24 protein-coding genes are annotated in these 21,542 nt (G+C 64.4%); all 24 read right to left on the bottom strand.

Going from position 1 to position 21,542, the window contains the following annotated elements; genetic code table 11:
* Window positions 1-262: hypothetical protein (locus tag LL253_RS17820; RefSeq protein WP_228228033.1), on the bottom strand; the 262-nt coding region annotated here is incomplete at its 3' end.
* Window positions 263-272: 10 nt separating this feature from the next.
* On the bottom strand, window positions 273-1,208 hold the full coding sequence (locus tag LL253_RS17815) for a phage tail tube protein (RefSeq protein ID WP_228228032.1): 936 nt from the start codon (window positions 1,206-1,208) through the stop codon (window positions 273-275).
* A 27-nt stretch (window positions 1,209-1,235) separates the two neighbouring features.
* On the bottom strand, window positions 1,236-1,670 hold the full coding sequence (locus LL253_RS17810) for a hypothetical protein (protein ID WP_228228031.1): 435 nt from the start codon (window positions 1,668-1,670) through the stop codon (window positions 1,236-1,238).
* A 3-nt stretch (window positions 1,671-1,673) separates the two neighbouring features.
* Entirely contained in the window at window positions 1,674-2,357 is a 684-nt protein-coding gene (locus LL253_RS17805) for a DUF6441 family protein (protein WP_228228030.1), read from the bottom strand.
* The gene (locus LL253_RS17800; protein WP_228228029.1) at window positions 2,354-2,707 is read right to left on the bottom strand and encodes a head-tail joining protein; all 354 of its coding nucleotides are present in this window, start codon (window positions 2,705-2,707) and stop codon (window positions 2,354-2,356) included. The genes LL253_RS17805 and LL253_RS17800 overlap by 4 nt, the downstream gene beginning before the upstream one ends.
* 2 nt (window positions 2,708-2,709) lie before the next feature.
* Entirely contained in the window at window positions 2,710-3,048 is a 339-nt protein-coding gene (locus LL253_RS17795) for a DUF2190 family protein (RefSeq protein WP_228228028.1), read from the bottom strand.
* 6 nt (window positions 3,049-3,054) lie between these two features.
* The gene (locus tag LL253_RS17790; RefSeq protein WP_228228027.1) at window positions 3,055-3,282 is read right to left on the bottom strand and encodes a hypothetical protein; all 228 of its coding nucleotides are present in this window, start codon (window positions 3,280-3,282) and stop codon (window positions 3,055-3,057) included.
* A 56-nt stretch (window positions 3,283-3,338) separates the two neighbouring features.
* The gene (locus tag LL253_RS17785; protein ID WP_228228026.1) at window positions 3,339-5,492 is read right to left on the bottom strand and encodes a ClpP-like prohead protease/major capsid protein fusion protein; all 2,154 of its coding nucleotides are present in this window, start codon (window positions 5,490-5,492) and stop codon (window positions 3,339-3,341) included.
* The gene (locus LL253_RS17780) at window positions 5,492-7,021 is read right to left on the bottom strand and encodes a phage portal protein (protein ID WP_228228025.1); all 1,530 of its coding nucleotides are present in this window, start codon (window positions 7,019-7,021) and stop codon (window positions 5,492-5,494) included. The genes LL253_RS17785 and LL253_RS17780 overlap by 1 nt, the downstream gene beginning before the upstream one ends.
* 1 nt (window position 7,022) lies before the next feature.
* Window positions 7,023-7,241 carry a phage head-tail joining protein gene (locus LL253_RS17775; protein WP_228228024.1) on the bottom strand — a complete coding sequence of 73 codons (219 nt, stop codon included), beginning with the start codon at window positions 7,239-7,241 and terminating at the stop codon, window positions 7,023-7,025.
* A gap of 1 nt (window position 7,242) precedes the next feature.
* Window positions 7,243-9,321 carry a terminase gpA endonuclease subunit gene (locus LL253_RS17770; protein WP_228228023.1) on the bottom strand — a complete coding sequence of 693 codons (2,079 nt, stop codon included), beginning with the start codon at window positions 9,319-9,321 and terminating at the stop codon, window positions 7,243-7,245.
* Window positions 9,266-9,859 (bottom strand): hypothetical protein, encoded by a 594-nt coding sequence (locus LL253_RS17765; protein WP_228228022.1) that lies wholly within the window; start codon window positions 9,857-9,859, stop codon window positions 9,266-9,268. Before LL253_RS17765 ends, LL253_RS17770 begins: the two co-directional genes overlap by 56 nt.
* Before the next feature lie 341 nt (window positions 9,860-10,200).
* Window positions 10,201-10,644, bottom strand: a complete 444-nt coding sequence (locus LL253_RS17760) for a hypothetical protein (protein WP_228228021.1) — start codon at window positions 10,642-10,644, stop codon at window positions 10,201-10,203.
* Window positions 10,645-10,901: 257 nt separating this feature from the next.
* The gene (gene dnaG / locus LL253_RS17755) at window positions 10,902-14,120 is read right to left on the bottom strand and encodes a DNA primase (protein ID WP_228228020.1); all 3,219 of its coding nucleotides are present in this window, start codon (window positions 14,118-14,120) and stop codon (window positions 10,902-10,904) included.
* 76 nt (window positions 14,121-14,196) lie between these two features.
* Window positions 14,197-14,673 carry a hypothetical protein gene (locus LL253_RS17750; RefSeq protein ID WP_228228019.1) on the bottom strand — a complete coding sequence of 159 codons (477 nt, stop codon included), beginning with the start codon at window positions 14,671-14,673 and terminating at the stop codon, window positions 14,197-14,199.
* Entirely contained in the window at window positions 14,670-15,332 is a 663-nt protein-coding gene (locus tag LL253_RS17745; RefSeq protein WP_228228018.1) for a hypothetical protein, read from the bottom strand. Before LL253_RS17745 ends, LL253_RS17750 begins: the two co-directional genes overlap by 4 nt.
* Window positions 15,329-15,763 carry a hypothetical protein gene (locus LL253_RS17740; protein WP_228228017.1) on the bottom strand — a complete coding sequence of 145 codons (435 nt, stop codon included), beginning with the start codon at window positions 15,761-15,763 and terminating at the stop codon, window positions 15,329-15,331. Before LL253_RS17740 ends, LL253_RS17745 begins: the two co-directional genes overlap by 4 nt.
* A gap of 9 nt (window positions 15,764-15,772) precedes the next feature.
* Window positions 15,773-16,897 carry a DNA polymerase III subunit beta gene (gene dnaN / locus LL253_RS17735; RefSeq protein WP_228228016.1) on the bottom strand — a complete coding sequence of 375 codons (1,125 nt, stop codon included), beginning with the start codon at window positions 16,895-16,897 and terminating at the stop codon, window positions 15,773-15,775.
* Window positions 16,894-17,394, bottom strand: coding sequence for a hypothetical protein (locus LL253_RS17730; protein ID WP_228228015.1), 501 nt, complete (start codon window positions 17,392-17,394; stop codon window positions 16,894-16,896). Before LL253_RS17730 ends, dnaN begins: the two co-directional genes overlap by 4 nt.
* Window positions 17,391-18,200, bottom strand: coding sequence for a ParB/RepB/Spo0J family partition protein (locus LL253_RS17725; protein ID WP_228228014.1), 810 nt, complete (start codon window positions 18,198-18,200; stop codon window positions 17,391-17,393). The genes LL253_RS17730 and LL253_RS17725 overlap by 4 nt, the downstream gene beginning before the upstream one ends.
* The gene (locus LL253_RS17720) at window positions 18,197-19,996 is read right to left on the bottom strand and encodes a ParB/RepB/Spo0J family partition protein (RefSeq protein WP_228228013.1); all 1,800 of its coding nucleotides are present in this window, start codon (window positions 19,994-19,996) and stop codon (window positions 18,197-18,199) included. The genes LL253_RS17725 and LL253_RS17720 overlap by 4 nt, the downstream gene beginning before the upstream one ends.
* Window positions 19,997-20,142: 146 nt before the next feature.
* On the bottom strand, window positions 20,143-20,646 hold the full coding sequence (locus LL253_RS17715) for a helix-turn-helix domain-containing protein (RefSeq protein WP_228228012.1): 504 nt from the start codon (window positions 20,644-20,646) through the stop codon (window positions 20,143-20,145).
* A 25-nt stretch (window positions 20,647-20,671) separates the two neighbouring features.
* Window positions 20,672-21,166, bottom strand: a complete 495-nt coding sequence (locus LL253_RS17710) for a phage regulatory CII family protein (protein ID WP_228228011.1) — start codon at window positions 21,164-21,166, stop codon at window positions 20,672-20,674.
* Window positions 21,167-21,169: 3 nt separating this feature from the next.
* Window positions 21,170-21,424 (bottom strand): hypothetical protein, encoded by a 255-nt coding sequence (locus LL253_RS17705; RefSeq protein WP_228228010.1) that lies wholly within the window; start codon window positions 21,422-21,424, stop codon window positions 21,170-21,172.
* Window positions 21,425-21,542 lie beyond the last annotated feature (118 nt).

The raw sequence follows: 21,542 nt of genomic DNA, 5'->3' as shown, positions 1-21,542 counted from the left end.
GGCGGATCGGGCGAACCTCCTCGATGACCTTGAACTGGTCCTGCTCCAGCACCAGCGCGCCATTTTCGACGGCATAGCGGCGGACCTTGCCGGTCTCGGCATCCGCGAAGATGATCTTGTCGATGCGCTCGCCTGTTTCAGCATCGACGACGCGGATTTCAGCCAAAACCTCGGCATCGGTCACGCCCATCTCGACGCAGGATGGAACCGGACGGGCACTATCGGCACCCATCTCGCCCTGATCTTCGACTTCGTCGCTCATGATGCGCTCCTCAGATATTCTGGACGGACGAAAGGGCGGTGCAAATGACCTTGTGACCCTCGGCGCCACTCGCCTGGCAGTTGAATTCGGCCATGATGCCGCCGGGCCCGGATACGGGACGCTTCACGCGCGGCAGAAACACCTTGGGAAAGGCGAATTTGATGGCGTGGGGTCCACCCACCCAGCCGACCTCGTCCAGATTGATCGGGGTTCCGCTAGTTGCTGCATTGAGCAAGTCCAGCGAACTGAAGCGAGCAGTGAAGCGGATCGCTGCCTGCACGACGCCGGGGACGACGCCGCCGATCCTGCCATCTTCCCGGATCACCTCGACCTTGTCCAAGCCGTTGGAAATGGCGATGTCGGCCGACACGATATTGCCCAGCGCCACACCGTCGCGCTTGATGACGCCGCTCGCCTGCGCAAAGCGCGGGCCTTGCCGTGTTCCCGCTAGCCCCGCGACGGACGTTGGCGAGTTTTGAGACTCTCCTTGGGCGATGAAAGACAGCGAGGCGTTTAGTAATCCGCTCCGCGCCATGCCGATGCGCATCTGGTTCAGCACGGCGCCATAATGCACGGAAAAAGCGGGCACATCAGGATTGCCGATTTCGATCGAATGGCTTGGAAGGCTGGCCTTTCCGGACTCGAACACATGCGTATAGGGGCCGGCTCCTGTCGTCACCGGCGCGCCGAACATGGCTTTGAGCCAATAGACGAAGGCGAACACGTCGATCGGGACCACGATATCGCCGTCGTTCGTCGCCACGTCATAGGTCGGATCAAGGCCCTCACGGCCAAAACCCAGCCGATCGTCTTCGATCAGTGGGCGTTCTTCGCCCATAGAATGCGAAACGAATGGCAGTTTCAGAAAACCGCTGGCGGGCGTGACGCCATAGGTGGTTTCGGTCACAGCATGCAGGACCGAATTGATGCCCATGCCAAAAGCCATGGCCAAACTCCTTGTTGTCAGTTGAATTCAGAGGGGTCGGTCACTCGAATAGGTGGCGACGATGTCGAAGGTCGCGCCCAATTCGGTGCGCGACCCGAAACTGCTCAATGGCTCGACGTCCAGGCCGCTGACGTCCAGATAGCCGACCAGCCCGCCAAGGAACCGATCGGCAGCGATCGCCGCACCGATCTTCCCGGCAATCCGGTCGATCACGACGCGCAGCGGCGTCGTCTGCTTATAGGCGCGCAGTTCCACCGGCACCCGGTGGACCCAATGCCAGGTCGGCGGACATAGGTCGACGCCTTCCTCTTCCAGCTGTCCGTCGCGCAGGGTGACGGTCTCGAACTCACCCGTGCGCCGCGCGCGCTCCGCGCCATCCTCCAGGCCGATGACCTCATGATCGGGCAGGGCAGCGCGGACCAGCGAAAGCACCGCCTGATCGACCTCATGACGAAGCGACATGGCTCAACGCCACCGGGCATTGAGGCGGGCCGCAATGCGATTTGCGGCGCGCCGTGTTGGACCATCAAGGTCGAGCAAACGCGGCTTCTTCACGGCTTTGACGAGTGTGAACATCAGCACGGGCTTGGCCTTGCGCGGCGCCATGCCGCGACGGCCGCGCAGGCGTCCTGCCGTCGCCTGCCGATATCCGCCAGACAGGCCGGAAACCACGTCGATGAATGCAAAGCCCTTGCCGCCCTCGAATGCGATGTCGAACTCTGCATTAAAATGCAGTTCGACTTCCTCGGGCGTCATCGCCGTGCCGCGCGACCGCTTGCCCAGCGACGACGCATAATTGCTCGCCCGCCGCCGGCGCGGCACTGCCTTGGTCGGTATCCACAACCATTTTCCGCCATTCACGGGACGGATCGTGGCGCCATCAATGTATGATGATATAATTTCAGGCGCAGCCGACCAAATATAGCCCGCTGGGTTGAGTGACCTGTCCGACTTTGGATAAACTTCGGCGCGCCAGGTATTTGCAAGCCGCCTTCCCAGCCCGGCGCTGGTCACTTGGTCGCGTAACTCAAGGGTCAGGTCGCGTGTTTCCTCGCGCATGATCTGCGTGATTTCGCTCGCGCACTCGCCTTCTATCACCTGCAGCAACTTGGTCAGCGATCCCGGCCGATACTCCGCCTTGATCTTCACCGCGCCGGCTCCACCGCCTCATAACCCATGGTCCAGGTCATGCCTTCGACATCCGACACCGGCTGACCGGTGAGGACCAGCTCCTCGGCCGGGACGAAAGCCTCATCGACGATCGCGCCGACGAGCAGCCGATCACCATCATTCAGTTCGGGCGCTTGCGAGCGACGGATGTCGACGGTGCAGCTTGCCGCAACCATCTGGCCATCGCCAAAGCGCGCCTCGCGGTCCGCCTTGGACCGGATGATGCGCACATCGGCAATATGCTGCCCATAGATCGTGATAATCTCCGCCGCTTCGGAGCCGGGGCCATAAAATATGGCGTCCAGCGCCGAAGCAAACGGATCAGGCATGGTCAGGCGACCGTGCCATTGAGTTTGGCGCGGCCGCTTGTATCGGCTGATGCCTGATTCTGCACCGCGACGCCGACATAGGTGTTGCCGGAAGCAGTGCTGGTCAGGCGCTTGTTGATATTATCCCAGTAGACCTTGGTCGTGTAGGCTACCCATGCCTCCCCGGTCGCCTTCGGCAAATCCCAGACGCCGCTCGTTTTACCCTCGACGGGAGCGCCCAGCGCCGCAGCATTCAGGGCGACGGAAAATACCGCGCCAACAAGCATGCCGGCGCCGCTGGTGACTGCATAAGGAGCGGTGAAAGTGAGCGTGTCACCCGGCTGAACGAAATTACGTGCCATCGCGGCTTACTCCTGCTTACCCGCAGCCGGCTTTTTTGCCGAACCGCCGGTGTTGATGGTGTCCTTCGGAGCGTCCTTTGCCTGCTCCTCGTCGAAATCGGCGGAAACATCCTCCGCAGTCTCATTGTCGAACAGGCGCTCAGCCTCTTCGTTCGTGACGTGCAGCACGCCTTCATCGGGGTGGCGAAGCACCCCGTTGACGTGAGCTGACGTCAGCAGCTTGACGAACTTCATGGATATTCTCCCTCAATGAGGGACGGGGACCGGGCGGGCCCCGTCTTTTCCTACGGTTATGCCCCCGGCTGCTTGTAGGCGGAGCGCCAGTTCACAGCGCCGACGCCATAATCGTGGCGAACCTTCCATTCGACGCCATCGACGCGCCAGCCTTCCTGGCTGTCCGTGAAGGGCTCGGTAACACCGTTGAGGAAGGCGACCTCAATCGCCGGGGCCACCTGCGGATCGGCGAAGGCGTAGTAAGCGGTGCCAGTCAGGCGCGGCGAAGCGACGATGTCGCTGAACAGCCCCTTCACAATGTTCGGTTTCTGGAGCTTGTTCACCGCGTCTGGATCGTATTCGCTGCCGTTCACGGTGACTGCGGCGCCGCGCAGGCCGCGTGGCACCAGAAGGACGTTCGGTGAAATTTCGAGGAACTCGTTACCGCTGACATCCTTCTGCTGCGACATGGCGACATCGATCGCGTCGAACGCCGCTACAGACGGTGCTGCCCCGGCACCAGCCAGGTTGCCATGGCTTGCATGGAACAGGGCGACGCCATCGTTCATGGTCGGGTTGGAGTTGAGCAGCGCGTAGACATCGATTTCGATCGTCAGCTTGGCGGCCCGGCCGAGGTCCACGGCGAGGCCGGAAAACACCTGCATGTCATCGTTGACGATCGCCTGCCGCGATAGATTGATGATGTTGCCCTTGGTCGTGGCGCTGATCTGTTCCTTCGCCAGATCCGGGATCGGCTTGTTCTTGAATTCGCCGGCTTCGTTCACATTGTCCAGCGCGCCGAAGCTACCGCGTAGGTAGCGGGTGTGCGGGCGGAAGTCGGTCACGGAACCGGTGCCCGCGAAGCGCGACCAGGTGTCAGGCGTGATCGCATAGGACGCCTGAAGCGTGCGGTGGATCGCGTTCTCGAATAGGATCGGGAAGTCGCCGGTCGTCTGGGTGATGATGGCGCTGCGCGCGGTCATCGCCTCGCGTACGATCACCTCCGGGTCGCGGGACTGGCAGCTGATGCCCATGTTAGATAGGGCCTCGCGGGCCAGGTCAACGTTGCGCACGCCCCGGAATTCGCCGGGATCGATGCGAACGGTTTCTCCGCGCGCGGCAGCCGCTTTTTCGACCAAGTTGGCGACGCCAGCCTTGACCAGAATCCAGTTGGTGGCGCCCTCGATGAACTTGTCGCGGGCGTCCTGCGTCACTCGCGCTGGACTGCTGTGTCCGATATTCGCGGCGTCACCAGCCTCGGCCAGCTTGTCCAGGATCTTCTCGCGAGCCGCGTCCAGCGTGGTGTCGTCAGCGATCAACTCCTCGATGAAATCGTCGGCCATGCCGTGCTTGCGGCCCAGATTGCGGATACCGGTGACGCGAGTGCGCTCGGTAGCGACGGCGGTTTGAACATCAGCCGCCGTCAGTCCGGTCGTTCCGGCGCTGCCTGCCATAGCCAGCGCGCCGGTGGTGGGAAGCGCGTCCTTCGCATCGAGCGCGACAGCGGAATTGCGGATCTTGTCGATCTCATCCTGGGTGCCGCCGTCCTTCTGGAACGTGGCGATCGCGGCAACCAGCGCCGCGCGGGTCTGATAAAGGTTCATGGGATTGTCCTTGGTCTTTGGCGCGGGCGCCGTCGGGGTGGTGCGCGCCATCGCCATTGCGGAGATGAGCGGGCTATCGGGCACGTGCTTGAACCCGAATGGCTTGACGTAAGACGCCGATACGGTGATCGCGTCCTCGGTCGATGTGACGAAATTCTGGGCGAGGGCTTCGATGGCCGTCATCCATGTTTCAGCGTCGAGCATGGTGACCAGCGCATCGGCGTCGATGCCCGTCTGCTTGGCATAGATGCCCACGATCTGGTCGCGGATCATGTCCAGCTTATCGGCCGCACGGCGCAGGTCCGCCGCATCGCCGCAGGCGCAGTCCCACGGATTATGGATCATCATCAGCGCATTGTCGGCCATGATGATGTCGTCGCCGGCCATTGCAATGACCGAACCCATCGAGGCAGCAAGTCCATCGATATGTGTGGTGACCTTGCGACCCTTGGCCTTCTGCCGGATGATCGCGTTGTAGATCGCCAGACCTTCCATGACGTAACCGCCAGGGCTGTTGATCCGCACATCCAGTGCATCGTCGCCATCGGAAATCATTGGGACAAGCGTGTTCGCATCGAGACCGTCCCAGCTATCGCCGACGATCCCGTAGATCAGGATTTCAGTCATTATGCGGGGTTCCTCTGGTCCGCGTTGGGAATTTGCACGGCGTTGCCGACTTGCGTGACGCGACGCGGATCGCTGTCGAGGACGATGCCGAGATCATCGAGCGTCTTCAGATCGGCAGCCATCTCGGCAAAGAAGGTGTCAGGATCGTCGCCATTCTCGCGAATGACTTGGCTGGGCGTCTTTTGCCCCGACCGCACCGCATCGCGATTGGCAGGAACTTCGCTAGCCGGGTCCAGCATCTCATGCTTGGGCGGCGTCCAGCGCATGGACACGCCGGTGACGTCGTGCCCTTCCATCTCCGCCGCTTCGATGAACCATCGCTCAATCGCCGCGCAGAATTGCGGGATGAACATCAGCCACTGCCAAGTGTCGACCGCGCGCTTGAACGTCAATCGTCCAAGCCGCCCCGAAATGAAGCTGACTTCCGAAAGATCGCCGGTCAGCATTTCGTAAGGCACACCTAGCCCCGCCGCGATTGCCCGCTGCGACACCTTGGAATAGTCCATGTAACCGTCGACACCGGGCGGCGATGGGAAGGTTATTTCCTCGCCAGGGCGAAGATACTGGACTGTGCCAGATTCTACATAGTCTAGTTGCTCAAAGCCTTGCTGCTCGGGATCAGTGTTATTTCCGCCAGCATCCCTGCCGACGCCGGGTATTTCACCATCGATGTCGCCTGAAACGAAGCCGGCGAAGGCCGATGCGATCTTCTGGCGCGTCAGCTGCGCATCTTCATAATCGCCGAAGTCCTTGAGGCGCAGGATGACCGGCGCGAACCAGCTGGCACCATGTTCCTGTTCCGGGCGGTCGGCGCGGAAGATATGCGCCACGTCCTTTGCCGCCACGAACGTCGAACTTATGTCGGTCGGTCGCGCCGAGCCGGGATGGGCATTGTACAGCCAATAGCCTTCGCGGCGGCCGATCGGCGAAAACTGAATGCCATGCACATGGAAGCCGCCGCCGACGCCCGCCGTCGCCTGCATCGGGCCATGCCGCGACATGTCGATATAGTCCGGTTCCAGCAGCTGGAGTTGCATCGGCAGCGGCAGGCGATCCGACCGGCGTCGCCAGCGCCGCCGCAACAGGACCCCGCCACTGACCACGATCGAACGCGCCGCCTTCAGTTGCAGCCCGTAGAGATCGCACCGTCCCGTCGCATCGCACTCCGTGCGGTCGAAATGTCGCCGCGCGAGGGCGTTCAGCACATCGTCGAGCTTGCCGTTGCGGTACACCTGAAACGTGATGCCAGTGCCTACCATATGTTCGGCGATCTTGTTCGCGCCGGCCGTCGCCCACGGATTGTTGCGGTCCAGGTCGCGCGCGATCGCACGTAGCGCCATCTGAACCGCGGGCGACAATTCACTATTTGCGTCTAGCTTCGTGCGCCGCCACCCCGCCGCGCGCCGGCCGACGGTCGCGCCATCATACTCCGCGCGCGGCCCTCGCCGGATATGCTGGCGCAAAGTGGCAGGCCGCGGCTTTTCGACGGTCGGTTCGGAACGCCCCAGCAGGCGATTGATCAGCTTCACGTCAGAGGCCACTGCGATAATATGGCGTGCGACGACGATTGAGGCCGTTTGCTGTCTGCGCCTGCATCTTCAGCGACGCATCGATCACCCGCTCGGCAGCCATTAACTGGTCGAGCGATTGATATTCGGTTTTGCGTCCATCCGCGAATGTCACCGAACGAACCCCACTCGCGATCGCGCGGCGCACAGCAATGAGGTCGCTGTCTGTCCACGTCGTCATGTCAGCGCCTCCGGCTGGTAAATGGATTGGCCCGTCGCCTTTGTCCCGCGCCGTTGAGGCGCGATGGCACAGGCTTCGAAACAGTTGATGCTTCAGCCACCACCGGGACCGGGGGTTGCTCGATGTCTTTGGCAGCCGAAGGAACCCGCACCCGTTCTGGCCACCGTATCCTGAAATCCTTCGGCACCCAGCGCATGTCGCTGCGCGACTGAGCGAAAGGCGGCTTCAGGATTGCGGCTTCGCCATAGACCAGATGATCCCAGCTCTCGTTGCGCGGGCGCAGCTTTTCCCACTTGCCCTTGCGCAGCTCTTCGGCCGTCAGCTCTTCGATATGCTCGTCGCTCATGTCTTCCGGCAGATGAATGTACCCCGGCCCGGGCGACGTGCGCCGCAGCCGCGCGTCGATGACATTCTTGATCGCATGGACGTTGGGCAGCCACAGCCTGGCGCTGTTCCGTTTGGCCCCGCCCTTGACCTTCTGGTCGGCAAACTGCCCCGGCGGCATCAGCTTGCCCTTGGGGTTCGAACCGCCCTTGACCAGCGTGATGCGCGACGGATGCACACCCACCGCGCGCGCCGCGTTCCAGAACCATTTCGCGCCCGCCGTCGCCTGGTCGCCCTTCTTGTCCGACCCGCCGGTGTCTACGGTCACCGACAGCACTGGTGCATGGCCCACGGGCCTGCCCTTATCGTCAGTTTCCGCGAGCGGATATTTCCGGTCAAACAGCGGCAACAGCACGCGCCAATGCTCCACATGGATGAACGGCGACACCTGCGTCAGTCCGTCGTCCAGCACGTCGATCGCGAAGCGGTGGATCGCCCACCGTTCGCCATCCTTGGCATAGCCCAGCGCCATGCATTCGAACCGGTCATGCTGGACGTCGACGAGAATATTGATGACAACCGGCCCGCGCGGGACCGTCCCCATCTTCCACCCGGCCTCGCGCCGTTGCTTCAACGCCTCGGCCGCGATCGGCTTCTCGCCGCTCGACTGCGACCGGTAGTTCTTGCCTCCCTTCGTGTTGTGGAACGTACGCAGGTCGCTTTCGTCCTGTCGCAACTCCCACGCGATCATCGCCTCGCGCCACAGCCGCGCCAGCTTAGGCCAGCTCGTCAGCGCCATGAGCCCGTCGATCCGGAAGGACCGCCTCCGCTTGCTCGCCGATCCGTCGCGCGGCACGAAACCCTTATTCGGCAACGCCTTCAGGCTGTCGAGCACCGCGCGCCGATCCGACGGCTGCAGGATGCAGCCGTTGCCCGTTCCGCACACGACATGCGCGCTTGCCTCGGCCTCGTCGGCGCTGCCCTTCCGGTCGAACTGCAGGTCGGTCAGTAGGTCGACTTCCCAGCGCTCGCCGCACTGGGGACAGACGGGCTGCAACCTCTCGTCGGTCCCACCGGCGACGAACGCTTCGACCCCGCCGCCGTCCTCGCGCGCCGGCGACGACGAAATAAACTTCTTTTCACGCCCCTCGTGCGACGTGTTGCGACCCTCTAGCAGCGCGATGCCGCTGCCCTGGCCGCCCTTTTCTTTCGACGACCCGATATCCTCGTCATACTGGTCGTAATCGTCGAGCCATCCATATCGCACGGGACGCTGCGTGAACTGCGCCGGTACCGGCCACACCGACGCCAGCGTCATCCCCTGGAACAGCTTTAAGTGGATCGCATTGGCATCCGGTTGCGGTTTCAGCTTTTCCTTGATCGCCGGCGTGTCGTCGATCATCGGGGCGAGCCGCGTCTTCGAAAAGATCGCCGCCATATTCTGGTCGGGCTGGCACACCAGCGAATCGGATGGATCCGTGTCGATGATCCACCCAAGCCAAGCCAGCCCGATTTCCGTGCCGCCGCATTGCGACGGCTTGATCATCCCTACTTCCGCCACTTCCGGATCGGACAGCGCGTCCATGATTTCCGTCTGCCAAGGGAGCACGTCGGGGTCGTAATTGCGGTGCGCGATCGCCCATCGGCTGACCGTCGTCTTGAGTTTGGGGCGGACATTGTGCGCCTGGCGGCGAAATATATCAGCACCCGTCGTTGCCGGCGGCAGACGCCAGCGCGGTGCCGCTATCGCCTCCATCTTCGACAATGTCTCTTCCCCAATTGCGCAGCTGCTCGGCGAACCAGCTCTGGTCGGCGGTGCGCATCGCCTCGATCGCGGCCAACTGCTCGCGCGACAGATCAATCTTCTTGGCAAGCCGCGCGCTGTACGTTGCCGCCCGCTGCGCGTACCGCGACAATATGTCGCCCACGGCAGCCTCGACCGACAGCACTGACACAAGCTCGCGTCGCAGCTGCGCGAGCTTGGTCGCCGCGATTTCCTCTTCGATCAGTGCGCGGCGGTCGGCGATCGAAATGCTAGGTCCGCTGGACGCCGATAGCCCAAGGTCCAGCGCCATCTGCCCCAGCAGCGCGCTCTTCTCGCGCTCGGCCGCGACCTTTTCCGCCTCGCGCTCTTTCCAGGCCGTGATCGCGCCCGGAATGTCGATTTCGTAGGCGTCACCGTTTGAGCCGCGCTTTCTGATCCACGCGCAGTCGCCCTGATCCTTCAGCCACTTCCGCAGCGTCGGTTCGGACGCAAGGCCCGTCGCAACCAGATCGGCAAGGTTCCCGAGCATCAGTTTAAGACCCAAACCGAAAGAAAAACAAACAGTTGCCAATATTTTTTACACATTGGCAGACAATGCCCCTTCGTCTCCCGTACTTCGCTTGTCGCCTGGAAGGACCCAAGCCCCCCCCCTTCCGACCGGCGGCCGATGCACCATCGATGCCCACCGCCCGAAACGGCAACGCCCCGCCATGGCAAAGGACCAGGCGGGGCGCTGCAAGGTTAGGAGAGGTCGTCACGCCGGCCCCGAACATAGGCCCGCCACCAGCGTATCTCCGAACTAGCCGATTTAGCCGAAAAGGTGGACAAACATTATTTGCATCGCGCAACATTCTACCCCTTGCGCCGTGTCTATGCGCGCAATTCTGCGCCGTTCAGCGCCTCACAAATGCAGGTTACAGCGCGGGCATACCGCTTGCGCAGGCCATGCGCACCCAGCTTCAGCCCCATGGGCTTGAGCAAGGCCCGCCACGGCACCGACTTGCGCCCCGCCGCCAGCGCCGTGATGGCCAGCACCACCAGCTTGCGGTCCCGCTCCGGCGCATGGCCGAGCCAGGCCGACGCCTCTTCCATCCGCGCCATCTGTTCGCGCGACAGCGGTATCCTGGGCACCGGCCTGTCCTCATGCGCTGCCCAGTCCCACCAGTCGCGCACGATCAGGTGCCACGGACCGTCACTGGCGAACGCCCACGCGCCCCGCTCCGTGCGCCACTGGAACTGCATCGCCTCGACCAGACGCGCTTCCACGTCTGCAAATGACCAATATATCGATCCTTCCGCCGCCGGAACCGTCATCGCCAACCCTTCCACATTATAAATCACTGAAAACGCTAGTCTAATTCTATCTTTTGGAAGCTTCGGAAGGATTGGAAGGATATCTGTATATTTTCATCATGCATGCGCACGCGCCCGCGCCTGTGCGTGATGGAAACATGCCGCCAACCTTTCCGACCCTTCCAATAGCGCAGAAATCCGCGCTTTCCTCCTTCCAATGATGCTTCCGCCACCCTTCCGACCCGGAAGCATCCGATTCTCCCGCGCAACGCCGCGCGTTAGAAGTCGGGCACATAATCGTCCTCGATCGGCGGCGGATGGCGTTCGTCGACCACGGCCGCGCCGTCGTCGGGCAGCATCGGGATCACCGCCCGCACCTTCCCATGTTCGTCGATGAAGTCGCCGACCTCGCGGACCAGGCGCATGTCCAGCCACTGCATCCCGTCACTGGCCTTCTTCTGATAGCCCTTGTCGAGCATCGCCTTACTGAAGCCCTTCTGGCTCCATTCCCGCTCACCGGCGGCCTTGCACCAGGCGACGAACACCTCATACAGGCGCGACGACTGGATACGGCCTTGCGGGTCGATTTCGGTGCAAAGCTTCAGGAATCGCGCCAGCGGATCGCTGTCCTCGCGATATTGCGCGGTCGCTTCCCGCACCGCATCCGGCTCGATCAACCCATGGTCCAGCCAGTCGATCAGGCCGCGCACGATATGATTGAGCACGCCGGCGGCCTCTTCGCGCAGCTTGGCGGGCAGCAGCTCGTCGCGATCGCCATCGGCGACATGCGCGTTCCACGGCACCAACTTCATGCGCCGCCATATGCCTTCGTCGGTCCCCGGAATGTCGGGTTTGTAATTGCCCCCGATCGTCAGCTTGAACAAAGGCATCAGGTCGAAGAATCCGCGATGCAGCGCGCGCACCGCCATCGGTTCGCCACCGGTCGCCGCCTTGATCAGCGCTTCGTTCAGCTTCGCGCCGCGCTCCGGTTCCGACGCGCGCAGCATGCGCACCCCGCCCAGCCGCGCCAGATCCGGCGACGCCTGTTCCCCGCGCTTCTTGATACCTTGGTCCAGGAACGTCTCGATGCCGATCGTCCCGCTATAATCGCCCAGGACATGGGCCCACAGGTCGATCGTCGTCGATTTGCCGTTCGCGCCCAGCCCGTACCAGAAATGCAGCTTCTGTTCGGATATGTCGCCGCTGGCGCTATATCCCGCCCATTGGTGCAGATATCGCCGCATGCCGGCATCGGGCTGCGCCCATTCGAAAAACCCGTCATAGACCGACGACGTCGCCTCCGGATCATAAGTGACAGGCGCCAGCTTGGTGTTCAGATCCTCGCGCCGGTGCGGCTCCAGCTTCACGGACGCGCCGCCCGCCTTGTCCCGGCGAAAGCGCAGCGTGCCGTTCAGCACATTGATGGCCAGCGGATCGCGGTCGAAATCCTCGATCGGCGCCGTCACCCACCGCTTGGCCAGGCCCGCGATGCATCCAAGCCGCCCCGATCCTTCCGACGCGCGCCCCCATTTGGCGATCTGTTCGGACAGCAGTACCGGCCCACTCTTCAGGTCGACGATGCGGTCCATCGCCGACGCGCGCTCCCCGCTTTCGCGCCAGGCCCGCCATTGCAGCACTAGCAGCAGCGGCGGCTTGCCATCTTCGGGCAAAGCCTCTTCCGGTTCCATGAACCCGGTCGCCGCCACGAAATCGGCTTCGCGCTGGATCGATCGCACCGTGTCGAACACTGCTGCCTGCACTTCCGCCGGCACCGTATCCTTGTCCTGGTCCAGCACCTTCCAGCGCTTGCCGTCCCAGCCCAGCCAGCCCTTGGCCGTGGTGAAGCGGAAACTATGGCCGTATCGCGCCTCGAACCGCTCGGCATTGCCCAGGTCCGTGCGCTGGAACCCGGCGCACCGCATGTCCACCAGCATCGGCCCCACGTCGAACCCGCGCGCCATGCCGGCGGCGAAACTCTTGTCGATATCCTCTTGCCCGACGTCGACGCCGTCCCGCACCGCGTCGATCGCGTTGGCCGCCATGTCCTGGTCGATCAGGCCGGCGGCCACACGCCGCCCCATGCCCCATGCGAACAGCGTGACGCCATCCTTCGTCGGCTCGGCCGCGGCGATCATCCCCGTCAGCCGCCGCGCCGCCACCGCGCGCAGCCGTTCCTGCACCCCCGGCGCCTGATCGCAAAAGGCCGCTTCCATGGTTCCAACCGGAAGCTTTTTCTCTTCCGCCACCCAGCGGGGGGCCGGGGGGAACTGGTCGTCATACAGGCGGCGCCAATAGGCCAGATATTGCGCGCGCGTTTCGTCATGGCCGATCGTTCCGGCCAGATCGCTCAGCTGCTGCCAGATCGCCGCCCGCCCTTCCGGACTCGCCCCGTCCCCAGCGGCCAGCACCGCCGACCAGAGATGGCTGGACAGGCTCAGCGCCGCCTCGACCACATCGTCGATCGCCGCCCGCCCGCATTCGCGCACCAGACTGTCGGGATCGTAACCGTCCGGAAGGGTCGCGACCTTCAGCTGCCGGTGCGGCCCGACCAGCGGCAGCGCGCGCACGCATGCCCGCGTTGCCGCCTTGCGACCCGCCGCGTCGCCATCCATCAACAGCACGGGGCAATGCTCTACGCGCCATGCACGCTCCAGCTGCTCGGCCGTGATCGCCGTGCCCATCGGCGCCACCGCTTCGCTGATCCCCGCCTGGTCCAGCGCAATGACGTCGAAATAGCCTTCGACCAGCAACAACCGGTGCGCCGCCCGCGCCGCCGGCGCCGCGCGGTGGAGGTTGAACAGCACCCGACCCTTGTCGAAATGCTCGGCCTGGTCGCTGTTCAGATATTTGGGCTGCGCTTCGCCGAAGGCGCGGCCGCCAAAGCCGATCACGCGCCCGCGCGCATCATGAATCGGCACCATCAACCGGTACCGGAACTTGTCGCGCCGGCGGCCGTCATCGTCGCTGATCAGCCCCGCCGCGATCAGCTGGTCGGCCGCGATGCCGATCGCCGCCACCCCGCCGCGCATCGGCGCGAAGCCGATCTGGAACCGCGCGATCGCGGCGGCATCGATCCCGCGCGCCGCCAGCGCCTCCATCGCCATGCCCGCGGGCTCCAGCTGCTGCGCATACCACGCCGCCGCCTCGCCCAGTACCTGCCCCACATGCTCGACCCGCCGCGCTCGCGCCGCTTCCTCGGCCGACCGCGCCGGCATCTCCATCCCCGCGGCCGCCGCCAGCTGCTTCACCGCATCGATGAAGTCCAGCCCCTCATGATCGGTCAGCCACCGCATCGCGTCGCCATGCGCGCCGCATCCGAAACAGTGATAGAATTCCTTGTCGTCATTGACGGTGAAGCTGGGCGTATTCTCGGCATGGAACGGGCAGCAGCCCTTATGTTCCTTGCCCTTTTTCTCCAGCTTCACGCGCTGCCCGATCAGGGCGGACAGCGACGTGCGGGCGCGGATTTCGTCCAGAAATGCAGGCGATAGAGACACGAAAACCCACCCCGAAAATCAGGCAAAAAAACAACAGCGATGTCACGAAGGTCGGCGGCGTCAGCCTTCCGGCCCGCTATTCGCCTTCATGCTCGATGACGAGCGACGCGGGATCGGATCGGTCGCCGCGCAGATAGAGATAATAATGCTTGTCGACCGCCTCGACGATCGCCGCTGGCGACAGATGAAAGACCAGCGCCGCTTCACCGACCGTGACGTCGCGGCAGTCGGCATATTGCAGCCCTGCCCAAACCTGCACCGCCGCCGCAAGGCTGCCGAATGCCGGGTGCAGAAGGACGCTCATCGCATCCTGCGCCAGGGCCGGCGGCAGATTGAATATGTCGGCCACGATCTCGACCGTTGGCTGCACCGGTTGCGTAAGTGCCCACCGGGCCACGGCCTGCCCCACCAGCCACCGCCCCGGAAACCCGGATCCGTCGCTTAGGCCGCCTTCTTCGTCCTCTTCCGGGCTTTCCTCATTTTCCTCGATGACGTTCCAGCTGTCGCTTTCCCGGCCCCAGCGCGTCACCCACGGCGTCTTGTCGCCCATCATCCCTCTCCCAACAGGTCCGGTGTCGCGAACGGCGTCAGCACGTCGAACCGGCATGGCCCGTCCTTCGCCGCGTCCCATACGCACCAGATGAATTCCATCGTCGGATTGCCCAGCCCCAGGCAGTCGAGCCGCCAATTGAGCGCATAGATCCGCGCCGGCGGACGCCAGCGCCACAGGCCGGTGCGTTTTTCCGCATGCCAATAGGTCGACTTGAGCAGCAGCGCGACATAACCGCACGCCAGATCGCCCAGCAGGTGCCGGATCATCTCGGCCGCCAGCGCAAAGGGCGGATTGGTCACCACGACGGGCGACAGCGCTCGCCGGCATGTCAGCAGATTCTGTTCCGTCACGCGATGCGCCGGGTCCGCGACCAGGTCCGTGGCGATCGTCACGAACCCCGCCGCCTCCAGCTCGGCCGCGATTGCGCCGCCCCGTCCGCACGGCTCCCATATCGGATGGTCGGCCCCGCTCGCCGGCGCGTCGACCGCGTCCAGCAGCCACGCCCGCTCCGCCGCCAGGAAGGCGCGCGTCGCACTGGGCGGCGTCGGATAATAATCATTGCCGCGCCGCTCGACCTTCGCACCGCCGCCCGCCATGGCGCGGCCCAACCCCCTGGGCGCAGGCCCGGCGATCGGCGGCTCTGGAAACAGGCCGCTCACAAAAGCGGCCTAACCACTGCGAGCGGGTCGAGCGGCTGATTCGCCACATCTTCAGCCATGAACTCAAGGCACGATGGCGTACCAAAATCATCTTGAACCCATGCGCCGGGATACGAGGGATGATAGACGTCGAAGGCCATCGTCATCGTGATGATTTCACAGCCATCGAAGGCGTCGCCCTCCCGCCGGGCACGATCGCGCACGCACTTCGCGCACCAGGCGGACATGAAGATTTCTCCTTCGGTACCGTTCGACGGGCGATAGGGTGACAAGTCAGACATCGTCATACTCCCCTTCATCCGAGCAATCGCCGTCGCATAGGGGCTGACCGCAGTTGAAGCAGACTTCGGAATGGCAGGCCGGGTCGGGACAGCCATCGCAGCCGCAATGGTCGAATTCGTCAGATCCGCAGCACAGGTTTCCGCAGGCATTGCACATGCTCAAACCCTCAACGGCATGAGGACATAGAGAGCGCGCGCCTCATCGCTCTGCTGCCACAGCGACGGGGCGGCGCTATCGCCCAGCAACACCCGCGCCCGCGTGCCCTCCCCGCCCTTCAGCCGCGCCAGCACGTCCAGCAGATAGCGGCCGTTGAAGCCGATCGTGATGTCCGCGCCCGTCAGCTCGATCGGGACTTCCTCGCTCGCCATGCCCTTTTCCGGGCAGGTCACGCGCAAGGTGACCTTGTCGCGCGTGAAATCCATCGCGATGACCCGCGTCTTGTCCGATTGGATCACCAGCACCCGGTCCACCGCCTCGGCCAGCACAGCAGGGTCGAACCACGCGTCGATCTGGTTCGCCGCCGGGATCACGCGGGTATAATCGGGGAAAGTGCCGTCCACCGTCTTCGCCGTCAGCACCGTGCTGCCCAGGTCGAACCGGCACCGTGACGCGGCCACCGCGACGTCGACTGTCCCGCCCTCTTCCTCCAGCAGGTCCGCCAGCACCTTCACCGTCTTGCGACTGACGATGATGCCCGGCATGCCTTCCGCGCCATCGGGCACGTCATGATGGAAGCGTGCCAGCTGATGCCCGTCGGTCGCCGCCGCGAACTGGCAGGCGGACTCGCCGGGCACATGCCAGTAAATCCCGTTCAGATAGTAACGCGTCTCTTCGGTCGATATCGCAAAGCGCACCGCCTCGATCATCGCCACCAGCGACGCGCCATCCTGTTCCCACTGCGCGTCCCAATCGGCACGGACCAGCATCGGGAAATCGTCGGTCGGCAATGTCGGCAGCTTGAACCGCGCGCGGCCGCACTTGATGGCGATGCCGCTATTGCCATCCGCCTCGATCGTCGCCACGCCCTCGCTCGGCAGCTTCGCCGCGATCGACTGCAATGTCGCCGCCTGGACGCTGAAGTCCATCGCCCTGTTGCTGCCCGGCTCTTCCAGGTCGATCGTCTTTTCGACCATGACGTCCAGGTCCGTGGCGATCAGCACCGCCTGCCCCGGCGTCGACCGGATGACGACATTGGCCAGGATCGGGATGGTGTTGCGCGCTTCGACCACCGCCTTCACGGCCTTCAGCCCCTCGCGCAGCGTCTTGACGCTGACCTTCATCATGCGTGCGACTCCCGCTGCAATCCACTGTCGAGCAGGCTGATCATCGCCGCGATCGGCCGCTGGTTGGTGGCGCGGGCATGGCTGCACACCCGCTCCCACACCGGCCCCCATCGGTCCTTCATGATGCTGGCCGCCAGCGCCGGCGCATCGTTGAGGGCCTTTTCCTGTAACAGCGCACCGGGTGTCGGCGCCAGATACTGGCCCTGCCCGCATGTTCGCGCCACGGTCCGCCGCGCGACCGACGCCTGCGCTTCCTCCGCCACCTGCACGGCGACGCTGGGCGGGGCCGGCTCGGCTTCGGGCGCTGCCGCCTTCGCCTCCACCAGCTCCAGCGCGAACGCATGCATCCGCCCCCGTGCGCGCAGATCCGCGACCCCGGCCGCGAACGCCCCGACCGTCAGGCCGGTCATCCGGCGCAGCCCCGGCATGTCCCAACCGCTCGCCGGGGCCTGGCTGTCCTGCATCGCCGATTCGATCCTGTCCGCTGCCTCGCTCATGACTGCGCCTCCCGCGCTTCGTCTACCGCGCGGACGATCGCCATCTCCGCCGCCGCATGCATGTTGATGTTCGGATTGTCCGCCTTGACGCGGTTGATCTCGTCACGCCATTCGGCCTGGTCGCATCCGCCCAGCACCAGCGTGATCAGCTCGGGCGCACCCACGCCATGCTTGACCACCGCCGCGACGATGCCGGGGAAGATCGTGCCGAAATAGCGCAGCACCTGCCCGTGAAACGCCACCGCCCCGGCCAGGCACGCCATGCGCAGCACCTTGATGCCGTGCGTGCGCACGCATTTTTCCAAGCCGGCGATGTTGACCACCTGCATCGGCTTCCAGCTGTCGACATTGGTCGTCGCCGCCACCGACAGGCCCGCCGCCTCCAGCGCCCCGTTGATGTCATGCGCCTCGACATTGCCGGCAGCCAGCGCCGCCTTGAATATCTCGATCCGGCTCAGCTTCAGCCGCTGCTGGTTGAGCGCCACGAACGCCGCCGCTTCGTCCCGCTGGTCGCCCACCGACAGGATGACGCACGGCAGGTCATAGATATCGCCGCGCAGCACCGCCGCCGACAATCGATGCTGCCCGTCGATGACGAACAAACTGCCATCGGTCCGCCGCGCGACATTCAGGGGCTGGCACAGCCCCCAGTCCCAATCCCGCGCGATCCGCTTGATCAGCGCCTGGCTCGGCCCGGTGTCGATCGACCGCTGATAGGCCGGATCGACCATCAGGTCGGCCACCGGGCGAAACTCCAGGCTCGGCCGCTGCCCGCGCTGCGGCCGCTGTCTCCCCGCGCCGCTCATGCCGCCTGATCCACTTGGTCTTCGGCGGCGGAATCGTCCGCCGATCCCGCGTCGTAGGCATCCAGCGTCGGCCAGGACTCTCGAACTGCCGCGCCTTCCGCTTCAGCCCAGTCCAGCACTTCGGCAAGGTCGTCGAATTGGTAGACGGGATCGGCGTCCTCGGCCTCGCGCTCGTCATACCAGCAGCCATCGGCCCAACGAAACAGCAGCAGGTCGCCCAGCTGCAGGGCGGCGGGTACGGGATCCATCGTTGCCAGCTCCGCGCGTTTTGCCGCCTCGGCCGCCGCCGCCTCTTCCTCCGCTCGCTGCTGCGCTTCGCGTTTGGCCTGAAGCTCGGCCTCATGCCGATCCAGCTCGACCTCTGCGACCGCCATCATCGCGTCGATTTCGGCCTCTGTTACGGCGACATGCTGCTTGAGCATGACGACCTCGCCCAGATCGGGCAGGACACGACTACCTTCCCAGATGTAACTCGGCCAGAAGCGCCGCCCCTGCAATCGGGCCTTTGCATTTTCATCGGCCGCGAGCATCGCCGCAAACGCCCGCACCTTGCGCGCACGCTCGGCCGCCGCTTGCTCTTCAGCAGTAGGCATGGTGTGCCCGGACGACTGAACGGGAGGATCGACTGCACGGGCCTGATCCTTCGGAACGAAAAAGCCTTTGGGAATGCGGATCAATGCGCCCGTTTCGTCGACGCCGACCGGCAGTTGGCACAGGATGCGATTGTTACGGATCGTTTTGAGCATGCGCTCGACGCGATCGGCATTGAAGTCGTTGCCGACCCAAGCATAGCCATCCGGTGCCTGCTTATCGAGGCCGTGATAGGCATAGGAGTGAGGACCCCAATACAGGTCCTTGACCTTGACGAAGCCAGTGACGGCATCAGAATCAAGATCCAGCTCTTCCGCCATTTGGCGCAGGCGCAGGATCATCTGGAAGTCGATATGCTGGTGCGCCTGGTGGATAACGGTGAAGGCGCTAGTCAGCTTCCGCGCAGCACCACTATCATCATCGAACAGGCCGCCGTCTTCGTATCCGCCGCCTTCCCGTTCATAAGCTTTCGCGCCGACATAGCGATAGAGCGGCCAGTCTGTAGTCTTGCTCTGGTTCGCGATGTCATATTTTATTCGCTCGGGCGAATGACGGTCATAGCCGCGCTTCGCCTGCGCTTTGAACACCGCACGCTGCACGTCTTGGTCCGCCGCCCGACCATAGGCCATGGCCGCAGCCATAGTCATTTCCGATGCGCGCAAGGCGTCCAGTATCTCCGGTGCCAGGGCGGCGAGCTTCAGGCGCTGTTTCACATAGCGCTCGGAAAAGCCGAACTGCTTGGCCAGATCGCCGGCGGATGCGGTGCCGCGCTTCATCAGCGCCTCGAACGCCAGAAATTCGTCCGCCGGGTTCATGTCGCGCTTGGCCAGATTTTCCGACAGCGACAGGTCGATCGCCTCGGCCGGGCTGCGCAACAGCACGGGCACGGGAAAATCCTCCGCCAATGCGCCCAGGTCCAGCAGCCGCTGCAAAGCCTGCAACCGCCGCCCGCCGCCGACGATATAAACGACGGCCTTGTCGATCGACGTGTCGCCGGCGTAGCCGATCAGATTCTGCAGCAGGCCGTGCGCCGCGATGTCGTCGGCCAGCGACTCGATGTCGACGGCCTGGTTCGTGTGCCGCACATTTTCCGGCGCGCGCCGCAACCGCGCCAGCGGCAACATCTCGAACGCGCTGGCAACCATGGCTTCCGCTTCGCTGTCACTTTCCGGCGCAACCGGCGCCGCCTTCTTGGCTCTGGGCATGGGACGTCCTTCTCTCTGACTGCGCCGCTATTCGGCTTGCTCTGACGGGGTTGATGCGGGCGCGGCGGCGGAAGAGGGGGACGCCGCCGCGCCCGATCCACGTCGCGACCCGACGGGATGGAAAAGGGTGATGGGTACAAGCGCGCTCACAGCATCGCCCTCCGCGTGCGCTGGCCTGTGGCGGCGATCGTCACCACCCGCCGTTCGGTCGGCCCCGGCTCTTCCACCTGGATCAGGCCGTCCTTCACCAGGCGCCGGATGCGGTAGGACGCGGCCAGCGCATCCTTCAGCCCTGCCGCCCTGGCCAGTTCCGCATTGGTGGGACAGGGCTCGCCCCGCGCCGCCGCGCGCTTCAGCAGGCGCAGCACGATCCGGGTCGACAGCTTCGCCCCGTCGCAGCGCCGCGTGAAATGCCCGCGATTGCCCGCCTTGCGCGTGCGCAGCTGCGACGGGCGCGGGTCGGGCAGGCGCTGCGCGATGAAGCGGAACCCGCCGGGAATGCGCTTGCTGGTCATGGTGACCACGCCCGACGCATGCAGTGCCCGAACCGCGGCGCTGATGACATCACCTGGCCGTGCGCCAGTTGCATAGACGACATCGTCACCCGGCCGCGCGCGGGTGGCCCAGCTATGCAATTGCTCCGGTTTCATCGATGACGCCGCCTGCATCTGGATCTCACCCCTCCCCGCGCATCGCCGCCAGCCGCTGGTCCAGCGCCGCCAGTGTTTCCTGCATCGCCAATATGTCGGCGCGGATCGCGTCATTCTCGCGCGGAGACACCGCCTCGCCCGCATCGCCATGCGCGCACAGCGCCGTGCGGATACTGTTGGACAGGTCGCCCAATTCGCCCGCCAGCTCTACCACGGTCAGCGTCAGCCCGTCGGCATCGTCCTGCGGCTCGGGCAGTGGCACGAACACGCCGCCCACTTGCCGGCACAGTGCCCGCACGATGAAAGGATGCCCCTCCGACCGCTGGCCCAGTAGGTCGATCGTCACCGCGTCGCGGATGGAAATACTGTCGCGCTCATTGACGCTGCCGCACCGCGACAACTGGCTGCGCCCGATCGCCGTCTCGGCCGCGCACGGGTCCAGCCCACCCGCCGCTTCGATCGCGCGCTTGGTCGCCAGCGCCAGCGCCTTTTCACCGCTGCTGATATCCCCCCGCGCCATGACTCAGGCCGCCTTTTCGATCGAGGGGGATTCCGGCGCGTTCTTTTCCGGTGACGCATCCTCTCCGGCCGCATAGCTATCCATGAACTCGACCAGCCGTCGGCCGGTGCGCAGGGTGATGGATCGCCCGTCGCGGATGGACTTGATCAGGCCGCCTTCGCCGGTGGCGTCCAGCCCCAGACGGGTCGGCGACATGCCAGTGGCAGCCAGAAAGGCATCGATCTGCTCAAGCAGTGCTTCGTCGGTTGGGATCGTCATGGGGACAGGTGCATAATGCGACAAATCTCATCATGCAAGCCTTAGCATTGGATATATCTCATCGTGCAGTCTCATTGCCGCTATGCGATTTTCCGCACGCAATGGCAGACGGCACGAA

The organism is Sphingobium soli, from assembly GCF_020782245.1.
Taxonomy (GTDB): Bacteria; Pseudomonadota; Alphaproteobacteria; order Sphingomonadales; family Sphingomonadaceae; genus Sphingobium; species Sphingobium soli.
Note: the sequence above shows the minus strand (reverse complement) of the source record. Positions and strands in the feature narration are given on the sequence as shown.

Coding starts and splice junctions, on each gene's coding strand:
- LL253_RS17760 (WP_228228021.1), bottom strand. CDS start 10,644: ATGACGGTTCCGGCGGCGGAAGGATCGATATATTGGTCATTTGCAGAC.
- LL253_RS17775 (WP_228228024.1), bottom strand. CDS start 7,241: ATGACGACGTGGACAGACAGCGACCTCATTGCTGTGCGCCGCGCGATC.
- LL253_RS17740 (WP_228228017.1), bottom strand. CDS start 15,763: ATGCCTGCGGAAACCTGTGCTGCGGATCTGACGAATTCGACCATTGCG.
- LL253_RS17810 (WP_228228031.1), bottom strand. CDS start 1,670: ATGTCGCTTCGTCATGAGGTCGATCAGGCGGTGCTTTCGCTGGTCCGC.
- LL253_RS17815 (WP_228228032.1), bottom strand. CDS start 1,208: ATGGCTTTTGGCATGGGCATCAATTCGGTCCTGCATGCTGTGACCGAA.
- dnaN (WP_228228016.1), bottom strand. CDS start 16,897: ATGATGAAGGTCAGCGTCAAGACGCTGCGCGAGGGGCTGAAGGCCGTG.
- LL253_RS17715 (WP_228228012.1), bottom strand. CDS start 20,646: ATGAAACCGGAGCAATTGCATAGCTGGGCCACCCGCGCGCGGCCGGGT.
- LL253_RS17770 (WP_228228023.1), bottom strand. CDS start 9,321: ATGGAGGCGATAGCGGCACCGCGCTGGCGTCTGCCGCCGGCAACGACG.
- LL253_RS17705 (WP_228228010.1), bottom strand. CDS start 21,424: ATGACGATCCCAACCGACGAAGCACTGCTTGAGCAGATCGATGCCTTT.
- LL253_RS17800 (WP_228228029.1), bottom strand. CDS start 2,707: ATGCCTGATCCGTTTGCTTCGGCGCTGGACGCCATATTTTATGGCCCC.
- LL253_RS17795 (WP_228228028.1), bottom strand. CDS start 3,048: ATGGCACGTAATTTCGTTCAGCCGGGTGACACGCTCACTTTCACCGCT.
- LL253_RS17720 (WP_228228013.1), bottom strand. CDS start 19,996: ATGCCCAGAGCCAAGAAGGCGGCGCCGGTTGCGCCGGAAAGTGACAGC.
- LL253_RS17790 (WP_228228027.1), bottom strand. CDS start 3,282: ATGAAGTTCGTCAAGCTGCTGACGTCAGCTCACGTCAACGGGGTGCTT.
- LL253_RS17765 (WP_228228022.1), bottom strand. CDS start 9,859: ATGCTCGGGAACCTTGCCGATCTGGTTGCGACGGGCCTTGCGTCCGAA.
- LL253_RS17730 (WP_228228015.1), bottom strand. CDS start 17,394: ATGAGCGAGGCAGCGGACAGGATCGAATCGGCGATGCAGGACAGCCAG.
- LL253_RS17785 (WP_228228026.1), bottom strand. CDS start 5,492: ATGACTGAAATCCTGATCTACGGGATCGTCGGCGATAGCTGGGACGGT.
- LL253_RS17725 (WP_228228014.1), bottom strand. CDS start 18,200: ATGAGCGGCGCGGGGAGACAGCGGCCGCAGCGCGGGCAGCGGCCGAGC.
- LL253_RS17750 (WP_228228019.1), bottom strand. CDS start 14,673: ATGATGGGCGACAAGACGCCGTGGGTGACGCGCTGGGGCCGGGAAAGC.
- LL253_RS17710 (WP_228228011.1), bottom strand. CDS start 21,166: ATGGCGCGGGGGGATATCAGCAGCGGTGAAAAGGCGCTGGCGCTGGCG.